The sequence below is a fragment of the Mesorhizobium sp. NZP2298 genome (assembly GCF_013170825.1).
Lineage (GTDB): Bacteria > Pseudomonadota > Alphaproteobacteria > Rhizobiales > Rhizobiaceae > Mesorhizobium.
On sequence record NZ_CP033365.1, the window covers coordinates 5,381,946 to 5,403,000 of the forward strand.

Below are 21,055 nucleotides of genomic sequence, written 5' to 3' on the forward strand. Positions count from 1 at the left end.
GCTGCCTCCATGGCGAGATGCGCCGAGAATTGGAGACATCAGGGCCGCGAAATCAGAAAAATCCCCAAGAGAATGAGTGGCATACCCAGATAAAAGTATTTGGGAACGCTTTCACCAAACAAGAAGAAGCCTGCGCATGGGACGATCACGAAGGCTAGCGCGTTGAACATAAAGGCTACGGAAAGCGGAACGGTTCTGAGCGCCTGCACCCACGCGATAGTGGATAAAAAGTATAGAAATAGGGCTAGAAATATCAGCGCTATGGGTGTCACATTCTGCTGGGCGACATTCCACCAACCACCCCCCCCGCCTATTTTGAAATTTTTAGCGGCAAACTTGAATATTACCTGCCCGAAAGCTATAACCAAAACAGATGATGAGATCAGAATATAATTTATATTAAACATAAAAATTTCCAGCGTAAATCAGGTTTACATCAGGAATAGGAACCCTCGATGGCCACCAGGTTATTTGACGCTCAGGAAAATGAAACTTCAGTATCTCACTCAGGTTAAATATGCTGTTTATGTGTTCGCGGGCCATGTAATAATCATAGGGAAGACCCGCTCGTTCCGCCTGCTTTCTAGGCCCAAATGCGCGCCCTATTCTCCACGCCCACCCCGGATCGCATGGCAGCAAAACCGAGAGTACCCCCCCTGGCTTCAACACCCTAACCCACTCCCCGATCGCAATGTGCGGGAAAGGCACATGTTCCAACACGTGGGTCGCTATGACCCGGTCGAAACTGTCACTCTCGAACGGCAGAGCGGCACCATCGAGTTTCATAAGCTCAACACCATGCGGCAATTTTCGCCCAGAAACGGATTTCAGGACAGCATCGTCGAAATCTGATGCGATGTACCGATCAAAGCGGTGACGCACAAACGGCAGATGGGCGAGAGTCCCCGCTCCCACCTCCAAGATTTGAGAGAGGTGAACGTCGCCGTTAAATGGCTTCTCGATCAAAGAGTGCGTCTCTCGTAAAACATAAGCCGACAATCCACCTTGATAGTTGGATGCATCGTAATTCGACAGCCATTTTTTGACCAACTCTTCGTAATCTGGAAGAGGAATATACTTTTTCATTTCGACCCGTCGTCCAATTTCTTCGTTCTATTATTCGCCGCACCCTGATGGATCAGGGCCGTTCGCGGCAACAACGAGGTCTTCAGTCGCAGGTGCAGTGTCGACCGCGGAACCGACTGGATATCGTAGTTGATGAAAGCAAGCAGGAGTTGGGTCGCAACGATGATCGGCAGCGCTGCAATCATCACGGTGCCGGCGGTGGCCGGCACGGATGTGCCCCATTTCGACAGGCCGTACACAACGCCAAACAGCAAAAGCGCCAATCCCAACACAAGCTCCAACGACGCGATACTGAAATTGCGGATGAAGTAGTTGTAAAAGATACGCTTGCCGAAGTTCCTCAGATGCGCGAGCGCAAATCGCGGAATTTCGCGATGCGGCTTCATATTGCTTACCTCGTCGGCGTAGTGTGAGTGCATAGGCACGTCGACGACGCGCGCGGTAAGGACGTTCAGGCGGAAAAGAAGATCCGATTCGAAGAAAAAACGCCTCGATATCTTTTCCAGCGGCAGAAGACCGACCAGGCTGGCGTGGATTGCAAAGAACCCGTTTGTCGGATCGAAACTGTGCCAATATCCGGTCGACATCTTGGCGAGGAAGGAGAGGCCCGCATTACCGATCAGCCTGCCTAAAGGCATGGAAGCCACCCCTTCCGGATCGAAAAAGCGGTTGCCTTTCGCATAGTCCGCCTCACCGACAAGAATGACGCCGACGAAGCTCGGAATGAGCGCGGGGTCCATCTGGCCGTCGCCGTCGATCTTCACGATCACATCGGCCCCGTCGGCGGAAGCCTGCTTCATCCCCGCGAGGGTCGCCCCACCTACGCCGAGATTTTCGTCGTTCCACAGCACGTTTACACGGGGATCCGTGACATGTTCCCTGACGAAACGGCCGGTGTCCTCGGGACAGGCGTCGTCGACGACATAAATGGCAGTGACTTCAGAGCCGATCTGGCCGAGAACGGCGAGAATATGATTGCGCACCCGATAGCTCGGGATGACGACGGCGATGGCAGGCTTTTGTTGTGAGGGCGAAAAGCTCACCCGCAGCCATTCTGGTGGGCCATGTGGCATAGTCTTCCAGTTGCGCCGAGGGCTTTAGCTTAGCTTTATCTCCAGAGCAACCAAAGTCTACTGGCTTGCCGACGACGCATAAAGCTTCGACGCTACCGTGACGAGTGAGCTGCACGAGCCGGCAGCATCCAGGCGAACTCATGTCTCATGCTGTGGAGCGGCTTCCGCTGCATGACGGCCAGCCCTGATGTTACCGATTCAGTGGATGTATGCTAAAGGTGGTTCGCAATGCGCGGTCGAGCGACCACGCTTCCACGCACCTGCCATGCTGCCATCGTAAAAATGTCCGGAATCCTTTGCCCAGTTCATTTCCGGAGACAAGCTTGAGGATCGGGATCGATGGCAGGAATCTCGGATCGGCCACCGATGGGATCGGCCGGTTCGTCCACAATGCCGTGAAGGCATTGGCGGCTCTCGGCGCCGATGTGGTCGTCTATGCGCCTGGCAGGATCAATCCGGATTACGGTCTTCCGCCTGGCGTTTGCGTGCGGGTCGCCAACTTCAAGGGGCCTGTCGCCCGCACGTTCTGGGGCCAGGCCGTGTTGCCTTTCTTGGTCCGGCGCGACTGCGTGGAGGTGTTCTGGGGGCCGTCGCACCGTCTGCCCTTTGTGCTGGGCGGCGACATCGCTCGGGTGGTGACGATTCACGACCTCGTCTGGCTGCACGCCGCGCGGACCATGCGGACCCGGACCTGGGTGGGCGACCGCCTGCTGATGAAGCCCGCGCTGCGGACCGCCGATGCCGTGGTTGCCGATTCGACGGCCACGGCCACCGCCTTGACGGCCGAATTCCCCTGGCTGAAATCGCCGGTCAGCACGGTCCACCCCGGCACGGTCGCCCTGCCGGCCCCTGGCGATGTTTCGAGCCTGCGGCCGCTCGGCATCGGCAAGCCCTATGCGCTCTTTGTCGGCACGGTCGAGCCCCGGAAGAACCTCGGCAATCTGATTGAGGCCTACGGTTTGCTGCCGGCCGATATCCGGTCCGGCTGCGATCTGGTCATCGTCGGTGGCACGGGGTGGAAACAGACGGGCCTTGCCGATAAGGTGCGCGCCGGCGGGCTGGAGGCGAACATCAAGTTTACCGGATTCGTCGACGACATGACGCTCGCCACGCTTTATGCGAATTGCCTGTTTCTGGCGATGCCATCTCTCTACGAGGGGTTCGGCTTTCCGATCGTCGAGGCACAGTCTTTCGGCAAGCCGGCGCTGACCTCGAACACGTCGTCAATGCCTGAGGTGGCGGGCGACAATGCCGTCCTCGTCGACCCGAATGACCCCGAGGCAATCGCCGCTGCATTCCACCGGTTGTGCGTCGATGCGGAATTCCGAAACGGCATCGCCGCGGGCGCGAAAAGGAATGCCGGACGCTTCACCTGGGAAAACCACGCCAAGAGCATGCTGCGGATTTTTGAACAGGCCATCGAGCAAAGACGGAAGGCCCGCGTTTGAAAGTCCTGCACTTCTTCAAGACCTATTGGCCGGATTCGTTCGGCGGCGTGGAGCGCACGATACAGGCCATTGCCCGAAGCACCGCGAGCCACGGCATCGAAACGGACGTGCTGTCATTGAGCCCCACTCCGGCTGAGAACACCCAATGGTTTGACGGCCATATGGCCCATAAGGCCAAGCTCGATTTCGAACTCGCCTCGACCGGATTCTCGCGCTCGGCTTTTCGGAAATTCGCGGAACTCGCCGGGAAGGCCGACCTGCTGCACTACCATTTTCCATGGCCATTGATGGATATGGTGCATTTTCATTCCCGTCACGGCAAACCGGCGGTCGTCACCTATCATTCCGACATCGTCAAACAGAGGCTGATACTGCCTTTCTATCGACCGCTGATGCTGCGTTTCCTGAAGGACGTGGACACGATCGTTGCGACATCCCCGGACTATCTGGGATCGAGCCCTGTCCTCAAAGCCTTCAAGGCCAAATCGATGATCATTCCCATCGGCATCGACGAAACCGCTTACCCCGCGCCGACCGAATCCGACACCATCTGGTGCCAGTCGGCGGTGGCGGAGCCCTTCGTCCTGTTCGTCGGCGTTCTGCGCTACTACAAGGGACTCGATGTGCTGATCGAGGCCGCGGACAGGGTTCGATGCAAGATTGTCATTGCCGGCTCGGGACCGATCGAGCAGCAACTCAAGCTGCAGGCCAGGACGTTGCGGCGCGACAATGTGATTTTCCTGGGCGAGGTTTCGGAGTCGCACAAAATGGCGCTCCTCCACAGCTGCCTCGGGTTCGTTTTTCCTTCGAACCAGAGGTCGGAAGCCTATGGGCTATCGCTGGTCGAGGCGGCAATGTGCGGCAAGCCGATGATTTCATGCGAGATCGGAACGGGAACCAGTTATGTGAACAAGGCCGGCGAAACCGGGCTGGTCGTTCCGCCTTCCGATCCAGCACGGCTTGCCGAAGCGATCAACCGGCTCGTCGATTCGCCTGGCGAAGCCGCGAAATGGGGGCGAGCCGCCCGAGATCGCTATGCCAGCCTCTTTACATCGGACAGGATGGGAAAGGCTTACGCCGATCTCTATCACCAGCTCGACAGCCGTCGACATTGAGTGCAGCTGCAAGGCACGGCTTGTGAAACGCAGCGAGCCGCCCTCAAGGACGCTTGGTCATCCGGCCGGGGCTTGCCCGCTTTGGAGCCGACGGACCACCGCCTCCGTCGACTGCCGCCAGTCAGGCGACCTCCACCCGAATACATCAGCGAACTTCGCGCTCGATAGCCGCGAATTGGCGGGGCGCCGCGCCTTGGTCGGATAGTCCTTGCCCGCAATGTCGCGCACTTGCGCCCAAGCACCGCCGGACGCTCGGCTGGTGTCCAGGATGTGACGGGCAAAGCCGCTCCAGTTGGTCTCGCCGGTGCCGGCCAGATGATAGGTGCCGAACGCGCCGACGCTCTTGTCGCCATGCAGCACCGCCGCCGCATGCAAGATGGCGTCGGCCACATCGAGCGCGGAGGTGGGATTTCCCCATTGATCGGCCACCACCGAAATCTCGTCGCGGTCGGCGGCCAGCCGCAGCATGGTTTTCACGAAATTCCTGCCGAACGGGCTGTAGACCCAGGCGGTGCGCAGAATCAGGTGGCGCGGGCCGGCGGCGGCCACCGCCTGTTCGCCAGCGAGCTTGGAGGCGCCGTAGACGCCGAGGGGCGCCGTCGCGTCGGTCTCGACATAGGCGTGGGTGGCGCTGCCGTCGAAGACGTAGTCGGTCGAAAGGTGGATGAGGGGAGCGCCGAGCCGAGCCGCCGCCTCAGCCACCTTGCCGGCGCCGGTCGCGTTGACCGCAAAGGCGAGGTCGGGCTCGTCCTCGGCCTGATCCACCGCCGTGTAGGCGGCGGCCGACACCACGATATCCGGCTTCGCAGCCGCAATGGCGTCGATGATGGTCCCGGGTCTTGCCAGGTCGAGTTCCGGGCGGCCGATGGCGACGACCTCCATGCCGGCCTTCCCTTGGCATGCCTCCAGCAGGCTTGCCGCGACCTGACCTTCGCGTCCGGTGACGACGAGCCTCACGCACCACCCTTGCGCGCCTCGCCCAGTCTTTCTCCGGCATAGCGCTGCTCGCGGATCGGCCCCCACCACCATTTATTTTCGAGGAACCAATCCACGGTTCTGGCCAGGCCGCTGTCGAAATTCTCGGTCGGCGTCCAGCCGAGTTCACCGCCGATCTTGGAGGCATCGATGGCGTAGCGGCGATCATGGCCGGGGCGGTCGGTGACGAAGGAAATCAGTTCGCGATAGCGCTTGCCGCCGGCCCGGGGACGCCTGATGTCGAGCAGGTCGCAGATCGTCTCAACGACGGCGAGGTTCGTCCGTTCCGAATTGCCGCCGACATTGTAGCTCTCGCCCGGATGCCCTCTCGTCGCGACGAGTTCCAGGGCCCGCGCATGATCCTCGACGAACAGCCAGTCGCGCACATTGGCGCCGGCGCCATAGACAGGCAGCGGCTTTTCGTCGAGCGCGTTGAGGATGACCAGCGGGATCAGTTTCTCGGGAAAATGATAGGGGCCGTAATTGTTCGAACAGTTGGAGAGCACGACCGGCAGGCCATAGGTCTCGTGCCAGGCCCGCACCAGATGGTCCGAAGCCGCCTTCGAGGCGGAATAGGGCGAGGACGGTGCGTAAGGCGTCTCCTCGACGAACATGCCGCCATCGAAAGGCAGATCGCCGAACACCTCGTCGGTCGAGACATGGTGGAAGCGGAAGCGGCCCTTCCTGTCATCGGCAAGGCCACGCCAATACTCGAGCGCCGCATTGAGGACCCGGTAGGTGCCGACAATGTTGGTCTCGATGAAGGCGCCCGGTCCGTCGATCGAGCGGTCGACATGGCTCTCGGCGGCGAGGTTCATGACGATGTCGATATCGTCACGGCGCAGGAGATCGAGCACTGTCCTCTCATCGCCGATATCGCCATGGACGAAGCGATAATTATGCGCGTTTTCGATCGGCCGCAGCGAAGCCAGGTTGCCGGCATAGGTCAGCTTGTCGAGATTGGTCACGCGGTAGGCCGGATTGGCGCACAGATGCCGGCACACCGCCGAACCGATGAAGCCGGCCCCGCCTGTCACCAGAAAATTCATGCTGCTGTCCTCATCAGGCAAACACCTCGGTGTCGGCGAGCATCGGCGCCTTGCGGTCCTTGTCCGAAAGCTGGAACCCGCTGGCCACCGAAGGCCATTCGACGCCGATCGCGGGATCGTCGAAGCGGATAGACCGGTCGTGCTCAGGCGAATAGGTGTCGGTCACCTTGTAGAGGACCTCGGTGTCGGGCACGAGGGTCAGGAAGCCATGGGCAAAGCCCTTGGGCACCAGGATCTGGTTGCCCTTTTCGGCCGAAATCTCGTGGCCGATCCATTTTCCGAAGGTCTTCGAACTGCGGCGAATGTCGACACAAACGTCCAGAATCCGGCCGCGTACAACGCGCAGCAACTTGTCCTGCGCCCGGGGCGCAAGCTGGTAATGGAGCCCGCGCAAGACGCCTGCCTCGGCCGAATAGGAATGGTTGTCCTGCACGAAAAGCAATTTTATTCCAGCCTGCGCAAACCGCTCGGCATTGTAGGTTTCCATGAAGAAACCGCGCGCATCGCCGTGCCGCTTTGGAACAATTTCCAGTACGCCTTCAATGCCGAGGGACCTGATCTCCAACGCCTAGCCCTCCGACAGATCGGCGACACGCCGGCGCAGATAGGCGGCATATTCATTTTTTCCCAGCCGGGTTGCGCGCTGCAGCACTTGCTCTGCCGTCAGCCAACCCTGCTCGAAGGCGATCTCCTCAGGGCAAGCGACCTTGATGCCCTGTCGATGTTCGATCGTGCGCACGAAGGAAGACGCGTCGTTCAGACTGTCATGGGTCCCGGTGTCGAGCCAGGCATAGCCGCGTCCCAATCGGTGCACATGCAGCAGGCCGCGGTCGAGATAGGCGTTGTTGACCGCCGTGATTTCCAGCTCGCCGCGGGCCGAAGGACGAATGGACGAGGCGATGTCGACAACAGTGTTGTCGTAGAAATACAGCCCTGTAACAGCCCAGTTGGATTTCGGCTTTTGCGGCTTTTCCTCGATCGTGAGCGCGGTTCCGGTGACCTTGTCGAAGGATACGACACCATACCGTTCAGGATCATCCACGCGGTAGGCGAAAACCGAAGCGCCCGTGTCGCGCGAAGCGGCGGTGCGGCAAAGCTGCGACAGCCCATCGCCGAAATAGATATTGTCGCCCAGGATCATCGACACACTGTCTTTGCCGATGAACTCGCGGCCGATGATGAAAGCTTCCGCAAGCCCATTGGGGTGCGGCTGCTCCGCATAGGAGATATCCAGCCCGAACTCCGATCCGTCGCCGAGTAGATCACGAAAAACGGGCAGGTCTCGCGGCGTCGAAATAACCAGGATCTCCCTGATATCCGCGAGCATCAATACGCTCAGCGGATAATAGATCATCGGCTTGTCGTATACCGGAAGAATTTGTTTGGAGACTGCCAACGTCAGCGGATAAAGGCGTGTTCCACTACCTCCCGCAAGGATAATTCCTTTCAAGAAGCTCTCCCTGACATGCCCAAATCCCCTCGGCGGCAGTGGGAGCCATACTACACCCTGAAAAAGCTGCTGCCAGCGCCCGCTTTTACCGCAGAGTCGTTACCAAAATACGCCAGATACCACTCGACGAATCGCCCTACCCCTTCCGACACGGAGGTACCGGGGCGGTATCCGACCGCCTCCTGCAATGCTGAAATGTCGGCGAACGTATCGAGCAGGTCCCCCGCCTGCAGCGGCAAGAGCTCGATGATGGCCTTGCGGCCAAGCGCGTTTTCCAGCGCCTCGACATAGGCGGTCAGCTTCACCGGATTGTTGTTGCCGATGTTGAAGATGCGCCAGGGCGCACTGCTCGTTGCCGGATCCGGATGGCTGGAATCCCAGTCGGGGTTGCCGGCGGCAGGGCTGTCGCTGGTTCGGATCACCCCTTCGGCGATGTCATCGACATAGGTGAAGTCGCGCGTGTGGTTGCCATTGTTGAACAGCTTGATCGGCTCGCCGGCCAGGATGCTCCTGGTGAACAGGAACAGCGCCATGTCGGGACGCCCCCAGGGGCCGTACACGGTGAAGAAACGCAGCCCGGTGGTCGGCAACCCGAACAGATGGCTGTAGCTGTGAGCCATCAACTCGTTGGCGCGCTTGGTCGCGGCGTAGAACTGCAGCGGATGATCGGCCGGGCGGTGCTCGGAGAACGGCATGTCGGTGTTGGCGCCGTAAACGCTCGAGGTGCTGGCGTAGGTCAGGTGCGTTATGCCGCCGCCGCGGCAGGCCTCCAGCATGTTGGTGAAGGCGACGATGTTGCTTTCGACATAGGCGCGCGGGTTTTCAAGGCTGTAGCGGACCCCGGCCTGGGCGGCGAGGTGGATCACCCGGTCAAAGGCGTGGTCGGCAAAGCAGCCGTCCACGATGCCCCTGTCGGCAAGATTGCCATGGATGAAATGATAGCCGGCATTGGTGCTTCGGCTTGCCTCGGCAAGCAGCCGCAGCCGCGCCTGCTTGATCGCCGGATCGTAGTAGTCGTTGACGCTGTCGATACCGACAACCTCGTCGCCGCGCTCGATGAGCCGCCTGGCGACATGATAGCCTATGAAGCCGGCGACGCCGGTGACCAGAACCTTCATCAGAAGCGCCCGTCCTCGGGAATGGAGCCCTGACGTCTATGGCACGCCAAACTATCGACAGACCTCAGGAGCGCTTGAGCAGCGACCACACGGCCGGCACAAGGCTTGCCGCGAGCGCAACCTTGATCAGGTCGCCGACGATGAACGGCACGACGCCGAACTGCCAGGACTTTTCCGGGCCGATCAGCAGCGCGAGCCAGGCGAAACCCATCGCCATCATCACCACTTCGGCAACCAGCATCGCGTTGAAAAGCTTGATCGGATGGCGATCCCAACCGCGATCCGCGGCCCAGCCGACAATCGCCGCCATGACCACGAAGCCAGCGAGGTAGCCGCCGGTCGAGCCAAGCATGTAGGCGATGCCGATGCCCTTCTCCGGCGTGCCCTGGAAAACCGGGAAGCCCATGGCGCCTTCCGCCATGTAGAGCAGCAGCGTGGCAACGCCGAGGCGCATGCCGAAGGCGGCGGCGATCAGCAAGACGGCAAGCGTCTGCATCGAGATGTCGACGGGGCCGAGCACGACCCTGGTCTTGGCCGACAGGGTCAGCAGCAGCGTTCCGGCGATCGCCAGGAAAAGCTGTGTTGCCAGTCGCGCCGCGCCATCCTGCGGCAAGGCCAGAGAAACAAGCGGGCGCATCGTCGTTGCAGTTGCCATGGTCTTCCCCAATCCGATCTGTCGCGATCCGATAATCGCGGTCTAGCGTTTTCCTATATTGGCTTGCGTGCTATGCGGCAATCGGTTTTGCCGTTCCGGGAACAATGTGCCGATATGGCTCTCAAATTCGATACCAGCTTCGATCCGCATTACGGCCAGGGCGTGAGCGTGGCACCGGACGTGCAGCGCGTCACGGTCCGAAATCCCAGCCCCTTCACTTTTCATGGCACCAACAGCTATGTCGTCGGGCGCGACACGCTGGCGGTGATCGATCCCGGGCCCGATGACGACGCTCATCTTCAGGCCTTGCTCGACGTGATCGCCGGCAGGCCGGTCAGCCATATCTTCGTCAGCCACACGCATCGCGACCATTCCCCGCTGGCGGCCCGGCTGAAACAGCGCACCGGTGCCTTGGTGATGGCGCAGGGGCCTCACCGGCCGGCAAGGCCACTTCATGTTGGCGAGACCAACGCACTCGACGCCAGCGCCGACACCGCTTTCGTTCCCGACACCGCCCTGCCGGACGGCACGTTGGTCGCCGGCGACGGCTGGGCGATTCGCACGGTTCTGACCCCCGGCCACACCGCCAATCACGCGGCATTCGCGCTGGAAGGAACCGGCATCCTGTTTTCGGCCGATCATGTCATGGCGTGGGCGACGTCCATCGTCGCGCCGCCGGACGGAGCGATGGCCGACTACATGGCATCGCTGGACAGACTGATCGAGCGCGACGACCGCATGCTGCTGCCAGGCCATGGCGGGCCGGTAACGGCGCCGCGCGCGTTCATGCGCGGGTTGAAGACGCATCGCAAGATGCGCGAACGGGCCATTCTGGAGCGGGTCAGAGCCGGCGACCGGACGGTTCCCGACATGGTCAAGGCGATCTACCGGGATACAGATCCGCAGCTGCATGGTGCTGCCGGACTGTCGGTGCTTGCCCATCTCGAGGATCTTGTGGCGCGTGGCGTGGTGTCGACGGACGCGGCTCCCGCCATCGACGGCCTTTTCACGCCGACCCGATAGGCCTGCCCTGGGCCCTACCCTCCCAGCAGGCATGGGATCGGCGGAAAAGACTACTCGGCCGGAGCCGCCCCGACCTGGCCGGCGACTTCCTGGTCCAATTCCGCCAGGAAATCAGTGACGCGCGCGGCATTGTCGCCAAGGTCGTAGCGACCGTAACGCGAGGCCGACCGCATGTCGACGATCACCGTATCGCCATCGTCCGTCACGCGGATCGCCACATCGGCGGGAAGGCCGAGCACGAAACCCTTGGCGACAGCGGTAATGGTCACATCGCTTTGCCCGGCGAGGTCGGGATAGGGTTCGGAAAGATCCCAGCCGCGCCGGTCGAGCACGGTCTCGACGGCATTGACGATGGTCTCGAATGGCAGGTCGTAGCTGCGCGCGGTGACCAGCGGGTAGCTGTCGGTCTGCAGCCGCTGTTCGCCCGGCGTCGACGGCGAGAGCACGTTCATGTCCTTTGTCCGGTCGCTGACATCGAGCGCGGGCGGATCATCGAAATCGGTCGAGATGTCCCTGAGCGGCGGATAGATCGTCGCCCAGTAGGCGGCAACGCCGTAGGGAACGAGCACCAGCAGGGCCAGCAAGGCGCCGACGGTCAGGTCACGGCCGCCGTGATCACCAAATTTCCATAGTCGCGAAAAGGCAAAGGCGGCGAACAACAGCGCCAGCGCAGCGAGCAGCGCGACGATGCCCAGCACCCATAGGAACACCGGGGTTTCGACGAGATCGAAGCGGTGGCCGACGAAATCGGTCAGCAGAAGCACCGCTGAAAATGCGGCCGTGCGCCGCGACCAGCCGGCAGCCTTCGAGGTTCGCCGTTCGGGAATGCTAACCATTGTTCTCTGCGCTGCCCCAACCCGGACGGAGGTTTAGTGCCTTTTCGCGTCGGCTTGAAGCCGAAACACGCAACATCCCCTCAATCCGTCGGCAGGCGGTAGTCCCTGAACTGCTGGCGCAAGGTGATCTTCTGGATCTTGCCGGTGGCGGTATGGGGTATTTCGCCGACGAAAGCGACATCGTCCGGCAACCACCACTTGGCCACCTTGCCGTTCATGAAGCCGAGAATGTCAGCCTTGGTCGGTTCCTTGCCCGGCTTGGCGACCACGACCAGCAAGGGCCGCTCGCCCCATTTCGAATGATGGACGCCGATCGCCGCCGCCTCCGCAACGTCCGGATGGCCGACGGCCAGATTCTCGAGATCGATAGTCGAAATCCACTCGCCGCCGGATTTGATGACGTCCTTGGCTCGATCAGTGATCTGCATGTAGCCGCCAGCGTCGATGTGAGCGACGTCTCCGGTGTCGAACCAGCCGTCCTCATCGAACTGCTCGGCACCGGCGCCACCGTAGTAGGCGCGGGCAACGGCCGGTCCACGCACCTTCAGCCGGCCGAAGGTCTTGCCGTCCCAGGGTTGCGCATTGTTCTCGTCATCGGTCACCTTCATTTCGACGCCGAAGGGCGGGTAACCCTGTTTCTGCTTGACGTCGAGCCGGGCCTCCCCCTCCAGGGCTGCATATTCCGGCTTCAAGGTGCACAGCGTGCCGAGCGGCGACATCTCGGTCATGCCCCAGGCATGGATGACCTGGACGTTGTAATTGTCCTGGAACTTCGTCATGATCGCACGCGGGCAGGACGAGCCGCCGATGACGACCTTGTTCAGATAGGGCAGCTTCTTGCCGGTCTCCTCCAGATATTGCAGCAGCATCATCCAGATGGTCGGCACGGCGGCACTGAAGGTCACCTTCTCGGTGTCGAGCAATTCTTAGATCGAGGCGCCGTCCATCCTGCAGCCGGGCATGACCAGCTTGGCGCCGATCATCGGTGCGCTCTGGCCAAGGCCCCAGGCGTTGGCGTGGAACATCGGCACCACAGGCAGGATGGTGTCGCGTGAGGACAGGCCCATCGCGTCGGGCATGGCGGCGATCATGGCGTGCAGCACGTTCGAGCGATGGCTGTAGACGACGCCCTTGGGATCGCCTGTCGTGCCCGATGTGTAGCACATACCGGCGGCGGTGCCTTCGTCGAAGGTCCTCCAGGCGAAATCGCCATCGACCTCGTCAAGCCAGTCCTCATAGGCGACGGCATTGGGCAGGGTCGTTTGCGGCATGTGCGCCTTGTCGGTTAGCACAATCACCTTTTTCAGCGATTTGACGGCACCGGCGATCTTCTCAAGCAGCGGTATGAAGGTGAGGTCGACGAAGACGGCCTTGTCCTCGGCATGGTTCATGATCCAGACGATCTGCTCGGGAAACAGGCGCGGGTTGAGCGTATGATAGATCGCGCCGACGCCCATGATGCCATACCAGGCCTCGATATGGCGCGCCGTGTTCCAGGCCAGCGTGGCGATGCGGTCGCCCAACCCATAGCCGTCACGCTCCAGCCTCTGGGCGACCTTGAGGGAACGACGATGGATGTCGGCATAGGTGGTGCGCACGATCGGTCCCTCGACCGAGCGTGACACGATCTCGCGCACTCCATGCTGCCGTTCGGCGTTGTCGATAAGCTTGTGGCACAGCAGCGGCCATTCCTGCATCAGCCCCAGCATTCCGCTCCTCCTCCCTCGCGCATTTTGCGTCGTAGCTTGGAACCATTGTGAAGCGAACCTGCGGATTGTCCAGTCACCCGCTTGCGCGGCGAACGAATTTCCGCGCCCGTGCCGCTACGGCAAGCGGTTGAATCTTGACATGTTTTGGGCTTCCTCCTCCGGGCCAATCGTGCCACCGAGATGGCAGGAGGATCGAAATCACTACAGCGGCGCAGTGCCTTATCCGGCGAAATGACTTGGAAATCCGCCACAATCCGGCCATCGTCGGCGTTAAGTTTCGTTAACGGGCAAGGGGCGATTGGCGACTGAAAGAGGTTCGCATGGACGCGCAGCTCGACGACAAAGCCCTTGAGAGCACAATTGCGGAAAGCCTGGCCGATCTGGTGCCGGGCGAAAAGACTGTTTCCGAAGACGAATTTGTTGAAGTTGTCGGCGGCGCGCTCGAAGCGGTCGGCGGCACGCTGCTGTTCAAGATGTGCGTCCAGAACGAAGGCGAAGGCCAGCACGTCGCGGCGGCATCCGTCGGCGATGGCGGCAACCGTCAGTTCCTGCTGCTCACCTTGCCAACCGTTGGTGGCTCTCTGAAAGTCGAAACCGTTTCGAGAAGCAGCAACCCGGTGGCGGGCATCGCGGCCGCCTATGCCGGACTGATGGACGCATTCAAAACCGCTGCCTGAGCCGGGGCGGACACTCGAAAGCGCGACGCGCCGTGCCACGCCTTGGTGATTGGCGCCTGTATTCTTGATGAAAACGGACCTTGCGCAACGGCTGTGCCCGCCACACCTTAGGGAGCCAGGCAAGGAGAACCAGCATGGACAAGATCGCCAACCCGGCACCCGGCTTCCAGCGCAATCCCGACAAGATCATCACCATCGAGCCCTATGTAGGCACCGTTACGGTACGCGCCGGCGGTACGGTTATCGCGTCGTCCACGAAGGCCAAGGTGCTGACGGAGGCTCCCTACCCCGCCGCCTTCTACATTCCGTTCGCCGACATCGATTTCGGCAAGCTGAGCGCTACCGAACACTCGACCCATTGCCCCTACAAGGGCGATGCCAGCTATTGGAGTGTGCTGCTTGCCGGCGAAACCGGTCAGAATGCAATGTGGGCTTACGAGCGGCCTTTCGACGAAATGACCGAAATCCGCGACCACGGCGCGTTCTACGCCAGCAAGGTCACGGTCGAGGCCACGCCAGCCTGAGCACTTCGACCTGAATGCACCCTCAGTCGGTGGTGCCGTGATTGCCGGTACCGTCGGCATCGTCCAGGCGCACGAAGGTCATGCCCTTGTCCTTGAGTGCCAGCAGGCCCTGCACCACGCCCTCGCCGGCGGCATGGGTCGGCTGGTTGATATGGGCGATGATGACGTCGCCGTCCTTGGCCGCAGCGATGCGCTTGGCGGTTTCCTTGGCGCCCAGCAGCGAGCCGCCATCGCCATTGATCGAGAAGCCGGCGATCTTGAAACCGAGCTTGCGGATCATCGCGATCGCCGAGGGGCTGTATTCGGCGGTTGCGCCGCGGAACCATTTAGGCGCGGGCTCACCAGTCCGTGCAAGCGCCGCGGCCCCCGACTCAACCTCGGTCAACACTGCATCCGGGCTGCCGGCGCTGCGTATGCCATAGATCTTCTGCGGCGTGTCGACCGCCGGAACATGGCGCCCGCCGTGATTTTCCAATTCGAAAAGGTCGCGATGCGCCCGCATGATCTCGACGGCCGCGGCGTTGCGCTTCAGCCAGATGCCGGTGACAAAAATGGTGGCCGGTATCTTGTTTTCCACCAGCGCCGAGAGAATGCGTGTGTCTGTCTGGCCATCGCAGGCATCGAGCGTGAGCGCAACGCGGCCCGCTCCGCTTGCCGCGGGCTTGATGTGCAGCGTGGGCTCGACAAGCGGCGCGGCTTGGGCGCTGGATATCGCCGCCAGCGATATGGCGATCATGCAGAGATGTCTTTGCAGCAGACGCATCAAACCGAATTCCCGACTGAAGCAGTTCACCGTTTCACGGAAACGGCAACCCGCCCTTTGTTTTGGAACATTTCCCATGGGGCGATTTCAAGCCGCCATCCCAAGACCCGCATGAAGGCGGAAATCAGGACGATGGGTAGCAGAAAAATGCCTGGCGCGGCAATTTGACCGCCGGGCTTGCGAACGATCCATCCGACGACAGCCGTTCAGACAGCCCGTTCCCGCTTCATCTCGGTGCGCGCCAGAAGATCGCGCGCCGCCTCGATGACAGGCTTCACCTCCAGGCGCCAGACGCAGCATGCCTTGCGGGGGTCGGTCCGGCGGCACAAGCCCTTGGCCACGCAGTCGCACGGCATCGGCGGCCGAAGCGCGATGCTGGGCACGCCGAGAGGCCCCCAGCGCGACGGGTTCGTCATACCGAACAGGCCGACAACGGGTGTGCCCGCGGCCGCGGCCATATGCATCGGGCCGCTCTCGTTGCCGAGAAACAGTCGCGCCTGCTTCAGGACGGCCAACAAGGTCTCGAGCGACAGCGTCCCGACAAGATCGACGACCGGCGTCGCCGTCCTGGCGATGATCCGCGCGGCGGTCCCCTGCTCCTCCGGCCCTCCGACCAAGACGACGCCCAATCCGGTATCGATTGCAATTTCGTCGATCGCCTCGGCAAAGCGTTCGGGCTGCCATTGCCGGCCCTTGAAACTCGCTCCCGCGTGCACCGCCACGAAGCCGTTTGGGTTGAGACCACGCTTGCCCAGAAGCGCCAAGGCTTTCAGGATCTCGAACGGCAGAGGCTGAATGCTTGGCACCGTCACGCGCAGATCAAGGCCGAGCGCTTCAACGGGCGAAAGATAGCGATAGACAAAATGCTGGCCGCCAAATCCGAACGGCTTGGCAAACACATTGGCGGGTTGCCGCTCCAGCAGCTTCAGAGGCCGTTCGGGAGGATTGTAGCCGACGCGGGTCTTGGCGTTGACGAACCCGCTGATGATGCGCGAGGTCTTTGAATCGGTCAGGTCGATCGTCAGGTCAAAGCGGAAGCCGCGCAGGGCCCGCACCATGGCATAGAGCTCTTTTCCACGCTCCAGCGCGGTGCCGCGCATGCGGGATCGCCTGAACGTGACCACTTCCGAGGCGATACCATGCGTAACCACGAAGCTTTCGAACTGCGCTTCGCAGAGGAACACGATCCTGGCGCCAGGGAATTCGAGTTGCAGGTTCCTGGCGAGCGCCGAGGCGAGGACGATGTCGCCTATGAACTTCGTTTGAATGACCAGGATCGAGCGGAACGGCGCGGGTGATATCTGCAACATATGATTCCCGGGACAATTGGCGGGCCGTCCGCAAATTGGGCAGGAACAATGTCGAGATTACGCAGTGCCTTCAGCACGTTCGCGTGAGTTTTCATACAAAACCGTAAGCTTTGATCTCCCTATCCGCGCCCCGTCTTTGCTACCTGCACCGCTGCCTGCGCGGCCGCCAGCCTGGCGATCGGCACGCGATAGGGCGAGCACGACACATAATCGAGACCGACCTCCTCGCAGAAACGGATCGATGAGGGATCGCCGCCATGTTCGCCGCAGATGCCGAGCTTGATCTCCGGCCGTGTCGCCCTGCCCTTTTGCGCGGCCATGCGCACCAGTTCGCCGACACCGTCGATGTCGAGCGAGACGAACGGATCCTGGTCGATGATGCCCTTCTGGCGATAAGTCTCCAGGAACGAGGCCGCATCGTCGCGTGAGATGCCGAAGGTGGTCTGGGTAAGGTCATTGGTGCCGAATGAGAAGAACTCGGCCGACTCGGCGATCACATGGGCACGGATCGCCGCGCGCGGCAGTTCGATCATGGTTCCAGTCAGATAGTCGATCTTGACGCCGCTCTCGTCCATGACGCTCTTGGCGACCGCATCGATGCGCGCCTTCACATAGTCGAGTTCCTTCACGAGGCCGACCAGCGGCACCATGATCTCGGGCACCACCAGCGCGCCGGCCTTCTTGCCGGCTTCGATGGCAGCCTCGAAAATGGCGCGTGCCTGCATCTCCGCGATCTCCGGATAGGAGACGGCCAGCCGGCAGCCGCGATGGCCAAGCATCGGGTTGAATTCGTGCAGGGCCTCGGTGCGCTGCCTGAGCTTGTCGGCCGATACATTCATGACGGCGGCGACCTCGGCGATTTCGGCCTCGGTCTTGGGCAGGAATTCATGCAGCGGCGGATCGAGCAGGCGGATCGTCACCGGCAGGCCCGCCATGATCTCGAACAGTTCCAGGAAATCCGAACGCTGCATGGGCAGAAGCTTGGCCAGGGCGGCGCGCCGGTCGCTCTCGGTGTCGGCGAGGATCATCTCGCGCATGGCGACGATGCGGTCGCCGTCGAAGAACATGTGCTCGGTACGGCAAAGCCCGATGCCTTCCGCGCCGAAAGAGCGCGCCATGCGGGCATCGAGCGGCGTTTCGGCGTTGGTGCGCACCTTCATGCGGCGCACGGCATCCGCCCATTCCATGATGGCGGCGAAATCGCCCGACAGTTCCGGCTGCAGCATGGCAACCGCGCCCTTCAGCACCTGGCCATTGCCGCCATCGATGGTGATGATGTCGCCCTTGCGGAAGGTCTGCCCCATCGAGATCAGCGTGCCCGCCTTATAGTCGACGCGCAGCGTTCCGGCGCCCGACACGCAAGGTTTGCCCATGCCGCGCGCGACAACGGCGGCATGGCTGGTCATGCCGCCGCGCGTGGTCAGGATGCCTTCCGCCGCATGCATGCCGTGGATGTCCTCGGGGCTGGTCTCGATGCGCACCAGGATCGCCTTGCGGCCTTGGGTCTTCAGATCCTCGGCATCGCCGGAGGAAAAGACGATCTCGCCGGTGGCGGCGCCCGGCGAGGCCGGCAGACCGACGCCGATGACGTCACGCGCGGCTTTCGGATCGATGGTCGGATGCAGCAACTGGTCGAGCGAGCCCGGATCGATGCGGGCGACAGCCTCTTCCTTCGAGATCAGGCTGTCCCTGGCCATCTCGACCGCAATCTTCAGCGCCGCCTTCGCGGTGCGCTTGCCGGAGCGGGTCTGCAGCATCCACAATTTGCCGCGCTCGATGGTGAATTCGAGGTCCTGCATGTCGCGGTAGTGCTTTTCCAGGCTGTCGGAGATGGTGACGAAGGACTGGAAGGCGTCGGGCATCAGCTTTTGCAGCGACGGCTTGTCGGAGCCGGCGGCGATGCGGGCCGCCTCGGTGATGTTCTGCGGCGTGCGGATACCGGCAACGACATCCTCGCCCTGCGCGTTCACCAGGAACTCGCCATAGAGCTGCTTTTCGCCGGTCGATGGGTTGCGGGTGAAGGCGACGCCGGTGGCCGAGGTCTCGCCCATATTGCCGAACACCATGGCTTGCACGTTGACCGCCGTACCCCAGCTTTCGGGGATGTCATGCAGACGCCGGTAGGTGATGGCACGGTTGTTCATCCAGCTCGAGAACACGGCGCCGATGGCGCCCCAGAGCTGTTCTTGCGGATCCTGCGGGAACGGCCTGCCGAGATCTTCCTCGACCTTGGCCTTGTAGAGCGCGATCACGCCTTGCCATTCGATGGCCGTCAGTTCGGTGTCGAGTTCATGGCCGAGGCTGGCCTTCTGGTCTTCCAGGATCTCCTCGAACACCTCGTGATCGAGCCCCATGACGACATCGGAATACATCTGGATGAAGCGGCGGTAGCTGTCATAGGCAAAGCGCGCATCGCCGGAATCAGTGGCCAACGCCTCGACGGTTTCGTCATTGAGGCCGAGATTGAGCACGGTGTCCATCATGCCCGGCATGGAGGCGCGAGCCCCGGAGCGTACCGACACGAGCAGCAGCTTTGACGGATCGCCGAACTGGCGGCCGGTCAGCCGGCCAATGTGATCGAGCGCGATCGCGACATCGGCTTCCAAACCCGCCGGATAGGCGCGGCCATTGGCGTAATAGGCATTGCAGACCTCGGTGGTGATGGTGAAGCCTGGCGGCACCGGCAGGCCCAGGCTGCACATCTCGGCAAGGTTGGCACCCTTGCCGCCCAGCAGATTCTTGTCGCCGGCACGGCCTTCCGCCGCACCATCGCCAAAGGTGAAAACCCATTTGGTCATGCTTTGCTCTCCGGTTGCAGGAGATTGGAAAGATTGGCGAAACGGAAAGTTCCGCCCTGGTCCGACTTTGGAGCGATATGATGCTGCAGTGCGAAAGGCAAGCGCCGGAAAAGCCGTTCCGCCGCTACAATCGATTAAGAAAAAGGCCGGCCCGGACATACGGCAAAAAGACTTGCCACCTCACGGTTCGATGTCTAGAACATAAAGGGAACAAATAGGTGCCCCATGAAACTGACTGGAAAACTCGACTATCTGGAAATGCCGGCGACGGGTGGCACGCTGGATCGGCTGAAGGCTTTCTACAGTTCCGCCTTTGCCTGGTCGTTCACCGACTATGGCCCCACCTATTCGGCCTTCGCAGAGGGCCTGGATGGCGGTTTCCAGGCCGATGCCGCGGAAGCACAGGCCAAGCCGCTGCCCGTGCTCTACAGCGACGACCTCGAGGAAACACTTGGCGCCGTCGAAAGCGCCGGCGGCACGATCGTCAAGCCGATCTTCGCATTTCCCGGCGGCCGGCGCTTCCACTTCGTCGATCCGGCCGGCAATGAGCTCGCAGTGTGGTCCCAATAGCCTGTTCATTGACCATCTGGCGGCAACGCGCCGCAGGCCAGCCGAGTGTTCTCGCGTCACTCATGAGCATTGTGCTTTGGCATTGTGCTTTTCGGCTGCTCTGCTAATAACGCGCCGCACAAGCGACTCTGACGGCTATTGGGGCGTCGCCAAGTGGTAAGGCATCGGTTTTTGGTACCGACATTCCCAGGTTCGAATCCTGGCGCCCCAGCCATCGCCATTTTCATTGTTTTTCAATCAGTTAGATAACACTAGAAATTGCCAAGCGTTACAGCCAAATGGATGTTCCACATGGCATCCGGTCTGTGAAAATCGCCCGTGCTATAGGAGAGATGCGGCAATGAGCAACAATCCCGGCAAGAAGGGAAAGCCCGCTCCATGGCAAAAGCGCGCCGCTGAAGACCGCGAGCAGGCGCTGCAAGAGTATCGGCGCGCAAATCACCCGGCATATGCGGAGTGGTCCAAGCGTCGAAAGGAAGCCGCTAAATCGTTCAGACAGGAAACCGGGGCCGATGACTTGTCGAACCGCGATCTCTTCAAGGCAATGAAAGCTGCAGATGCTCGCTTGCGAGCATGGGACAGGGCGAACCCCTCGCCCATGTCATGGGACGACGACAAGCGGCTGCAAACAGCGTTCGCGGCGCAATACGTGGCAAGGGATTATTCGTGAGGCGCGCAATGGACCGTTTCACTGTAGAAAGGCGGTTGCGACCGGCGACGGTAAATCATGTGCCAAGGATATCGCGTAACTGCGTAGTAGCTCCAAAATGATGTGACCTATCGCCGAAATGGCACCGAACATAAGCGACGCCTGCAAAGCCCTATTAGCGTAGTGAAAAACTTGGCTACGCCGGCAGCCGGTTGCGAAATGGTAGA

The 21,055-nt window shown here is 61.4% G+C and carries 20 protein-coding genes, 1 tRNA gene and 1 pseudogene; 8 read left to right on the forward strand and 14 right to left on the reverse strand.

Annotated features, from left to right (window positions below; all coding sequences use genetic code 11):
* Positions 1-38: 38 nt before the first annotated feature.
* The 3 genes from EB231_RS26075 to EB231_RS26085 are packed head-to-tail and all read right to left on the reverse strand — an operon-like array spanning position 39 to position 2,129.
* Positions 39-407, reverse strand: coding sequence for an EamA family transporter (locus EB231_RS26075; RefSeq protein WP_172351334.1), 369 nt, complete (start codon positions 405-407; stop codon positions 39-41).
* Complete coding sequence (locus tag EB231_RS26080) at positions 400-1,086, reverse strand: class I SAM-dependent methyltransferase (protein ID WP_172351335.1); 687 nt, start codon at positions 1,084-1,086, stop codon at positions 400-402. The genes EB231_RS26075 and EB231_RS26080 overlap by 8 nt, the downstream gene beginning before the upstream one ends.
* Positions 1,083-2,129 (reverse strand): glycosyltransferase family 2 protein, encoded by a 1,047-nt coding sequence (locus tag EB231_RS26085; RefSeq protein ID WP_246740718.1) that lies wholly within the window; start codon positions 2,127-2,129, stop codon positions 1,083-1,085. Before EB231_RS26085 ends, EB231_RS26080 begins: the two co-directional genes overlap by 4 nt.
* Positions 2,130-2,377: 248 nt before the next feature.
* On the opposite strand from EB231_RS26085, the gene EB231_RS26090 reads away from it, so the two are divergent.
* The gene (locus EB231_RS26090; RefSeq protein ID WP_246740719.1) at positions 2,378-3,607 is read left to right on the forward strand and encodes a glycosyltransferase family 4 protein; all 1,230 of its coding nucleotides are present in this window, start codon (positions 2,378-2,380) and stop codon (positions 3,605-3,607) included.
* On the forward strand, positions 3,604-4,722 hold the full coding sequence (locus EB231_RS26095) for a glycosyltransferase (protein ID WP_172351337.1): 1,119 nt from the start codon (positions 3,604-3,606) through the stop codon (positions 4,720-4,722). Before EB231_RS26090 ends, EB231_RS26095 begins: the two co-directional genes overlap by 4 nt.
* A gap of 57 nt (positions 4,723-4,779) precedes the next feature.
* On the opposite strand, the gene rfbD is transcribed toward EB231_RS26095, so the two are convergent.
* The 6 genes from rfbD to EB231_RS26125 all read right to left on the reverse strand — a co-directional run bounded on the left by rfbD (position 4,780) and on the right by EB231_RS26125 (position 9,969).
* Positions 4,780-5,679: a dTDP-4-dehydrorhamnose reductase gene (rfbD, locus tag EB231_RS26100; protein ID WP_172351338.1), complete on the reverse strand. Its 900-nt coding sequence runs from the start codon at positions 5,677-5,679 to the stop codon at positions 4,780-4,782.
* Complete coding sequence (gene rfbB / locus EB231_RS26105) at positions 5,676-6,746, reverse strand: dTDP-glucose 4,6-dehydratase (protein ID WP_172351339.1); 1,071 nt, start codon at positions 6,744-6,746, stop codon at positions 5,676-5,678. The genes rfbD and rfbB overlap by 4 nt, the downstream gene beginning before the upstream one ends.
* Before the next feature lie 13 nt (positions 6,747-6,759).
* Positions 6,760-7,311, reverse strand: a complete 552-nt coding sequence (gene rfbC / locus EB231_RS26110) for a dTDP-4-dehydrorhamnose 3,5-epimerase (protein WP_172351340.1) — start codon at positions 7,309-7,311, stop codon at positions 6,760-6,762.
* Positions 7,312-7,314: 3 nt separating this feature from the next.
* The gene (rfbA, locus tag EB231_RS26115; protein WP_172351341.1) at positions 7,315-8,196 is read right to left on the reverse strand and encodes a glucose-1-phosphate thymidylyltransferase RfbA; all 882 of its coding nucleotides are present in this window, start codon (positions 8,194-8,196) and stop codon (positions 7,315-7,317) included.
* A gap of 50 nt (positions 8,197-8,246) precedes the next feature.
* Positions 8,247-9,314 (reverse strand): NAD-dependent epimerase, encoded by a 1,068-nt coding sequence (locus EB231_RS26120; protein WP_172351342.1) that lies wholly within the window; start codon positions 9,312-9,314, stop codon positions 8,247-8,249.
* A gap of 64 nt (positions 9,315-9,378) precedes the next feature.
* On the reverse strand, positions 9,379-9,969 hold the full coding sequence (locus tag EB231_RS26125) for a biotin transporter BioY (protein ID WP_172351343.1): 591 nt from the start codon (positions 9,967-9,969) through the stop codon (positions 9,379-9,381).
* A 114-nt stretch (positions 9,970-10,083) separates the two neighbouring features.
* Here EB231_RS26125 and EB231_RS26130 point away from each other — a divergent pair, with 114 nt between their 5' ends.
* Positions 10,084-10,992 (forward strand): MBL fold metallo-hydrolase, encoded by a 909-nt coding sequence (locus tag EB231_RS26130; RefSeq protein WP_172351344.1) that lies wholly within the window; start codon positions 10,084-10,086, stop codon positions 10,990-10,992.
* 50 nt (positions 10,993-11,042) lie between these two features.
* Here EB231_RS26130 and EB231_RS26135 read toward each other — a convergent pair whose 3' ends face one another.
* Positions 11,043-11,828: a DUF1499 domain-containing protein gene (locus tag EB231_RS26135; protein WP_172351345.1), complete on the reverse strand. Its 786-nt coding sequence runs from the start codon at positions 11,826-11,828 to the stop codon at positions 11,043-11,045.
* Positions 11,829-11,908: 80 nt separating this feature from the next.
* A pseudogene (locus tag EB231_RS26140) lies at positions 11,909-13,537 on the reverse strand (fatty-acid--CoA ligase).
* Between the two features lie 320 nt (positions 13,538-13,857).
* On the opposite strand from EB231_RS26140, the gene EB231_RS26145 reads away from it, so the two are divergent.
* Entirely contained in the window at positions 13,858-14,214 is a 357-nt protein-coding gene (locus EB231_RS26145; RefSeq protein WP_172351346.1) for a hypothetical protein, read from the forward strand.
* Positions 14,215-14,348: 134 nt separating this feature from the next.
* Positions 14,349-14,738 carry a DUF427 domain-containing protein gene (locus EB231_RS26150; RefSeq protein ID WP_172351347.1) on the forward strand — a complete coding sequence of 130 codons (390 nt, stop codon included), beginning with the start codon at positions 14,349-14,351 and terminating at the stop codon, positions 14,736-14,738.
* A gap of 22 nt (positions 14,739-14,760) precedes the next feature.
* Here EB231_RS26150 and EB231_RS26155 read toward each other — a convergent pair whose 3' ends face one another.
* The 3 genes from EB231_RS26155 to ppdK all read right to left on the reverse strand — a co-directional run bounded on the left by EB231_RS26155 (position 14,761) and on the right by ppdK (position 19,609).
* Positions 14,761-15,501: a polysaccharide deacetylase family protein gene (locus tag EB231_RS26155; RefSeq protein WP_172351348.1), complete on the reverse strand. Its 741-nt coding sequence runs from the start codon at positions 15,499-15,501 to the stop codon at positions 14,761-14,763.
* Between the two features lie 206 nt (positions 15,502-15,707).
* Positions 15,708-16,811: a glycosyltransferase family 9 protein gene (locus tag EB231_RS26160; RefSeq protein WP_172351349.1), complete on the reverse strand. Its 1,104-nt coding sequence runs from the start codon at positions 16,809-16,811 to the stop codon at positions 15,708-15,710.
* 119 nt (positions 16,812-16,930) lie between these two features.
* Positions 16,931-19,609, reverse strand: a complete 2,679-nt coding sequence (ppdK, locus tag EB231_RS26165) for a pyruvate, phosphate dikinase (protein WP_172351350.1) — start codon at positions 19,607-19,609, stop codon at positions 16,931-16,933.
* A 225-nt stretch (positions 19,610-19,834) separates the two neighbouring features.
* On the opposite strand from ppdK, the gene EB231_RS26170 reads away from it, so the two are divergent.
* The 3 genes from EB231_RS26170 (at position 19,835) to EB231_RS26180 (ending at position 20,849) form a co-directional block, all read left to right on the forward strand.
* The gene (locus tag EB231_RS26170; RefSeq protein ID WP_172351351.1) at positions 19,835-20,179 is read left to right on the forward strand and encodes a VOC family protein; all 345 of its coding nucleotides are present in this window, start codon (positions 19,835-19,837) and stop codon (positions 20,177-20,179) included.
* Between the two features lie 139 nt (positions 20,180-20,318).
* Positions 20,319-20,393: transfer RNA gene (locus EB231_RS26175), tRNA-Gln, on the forward strand.
* Between the two features lie 126 nt (positions 20,394-20,519).
* A complete protein-coding gene (locus tag EB231_RS26180) occupies positions 20,520-20,849 on the forward strand; it encodes a hypothetical protein (RefSeq protein WP_172351352.1) in 330 nt (109 codons plus the stop codon).
* Positions 20,850-21,055 lie beyond the last annotated feature (206 nt).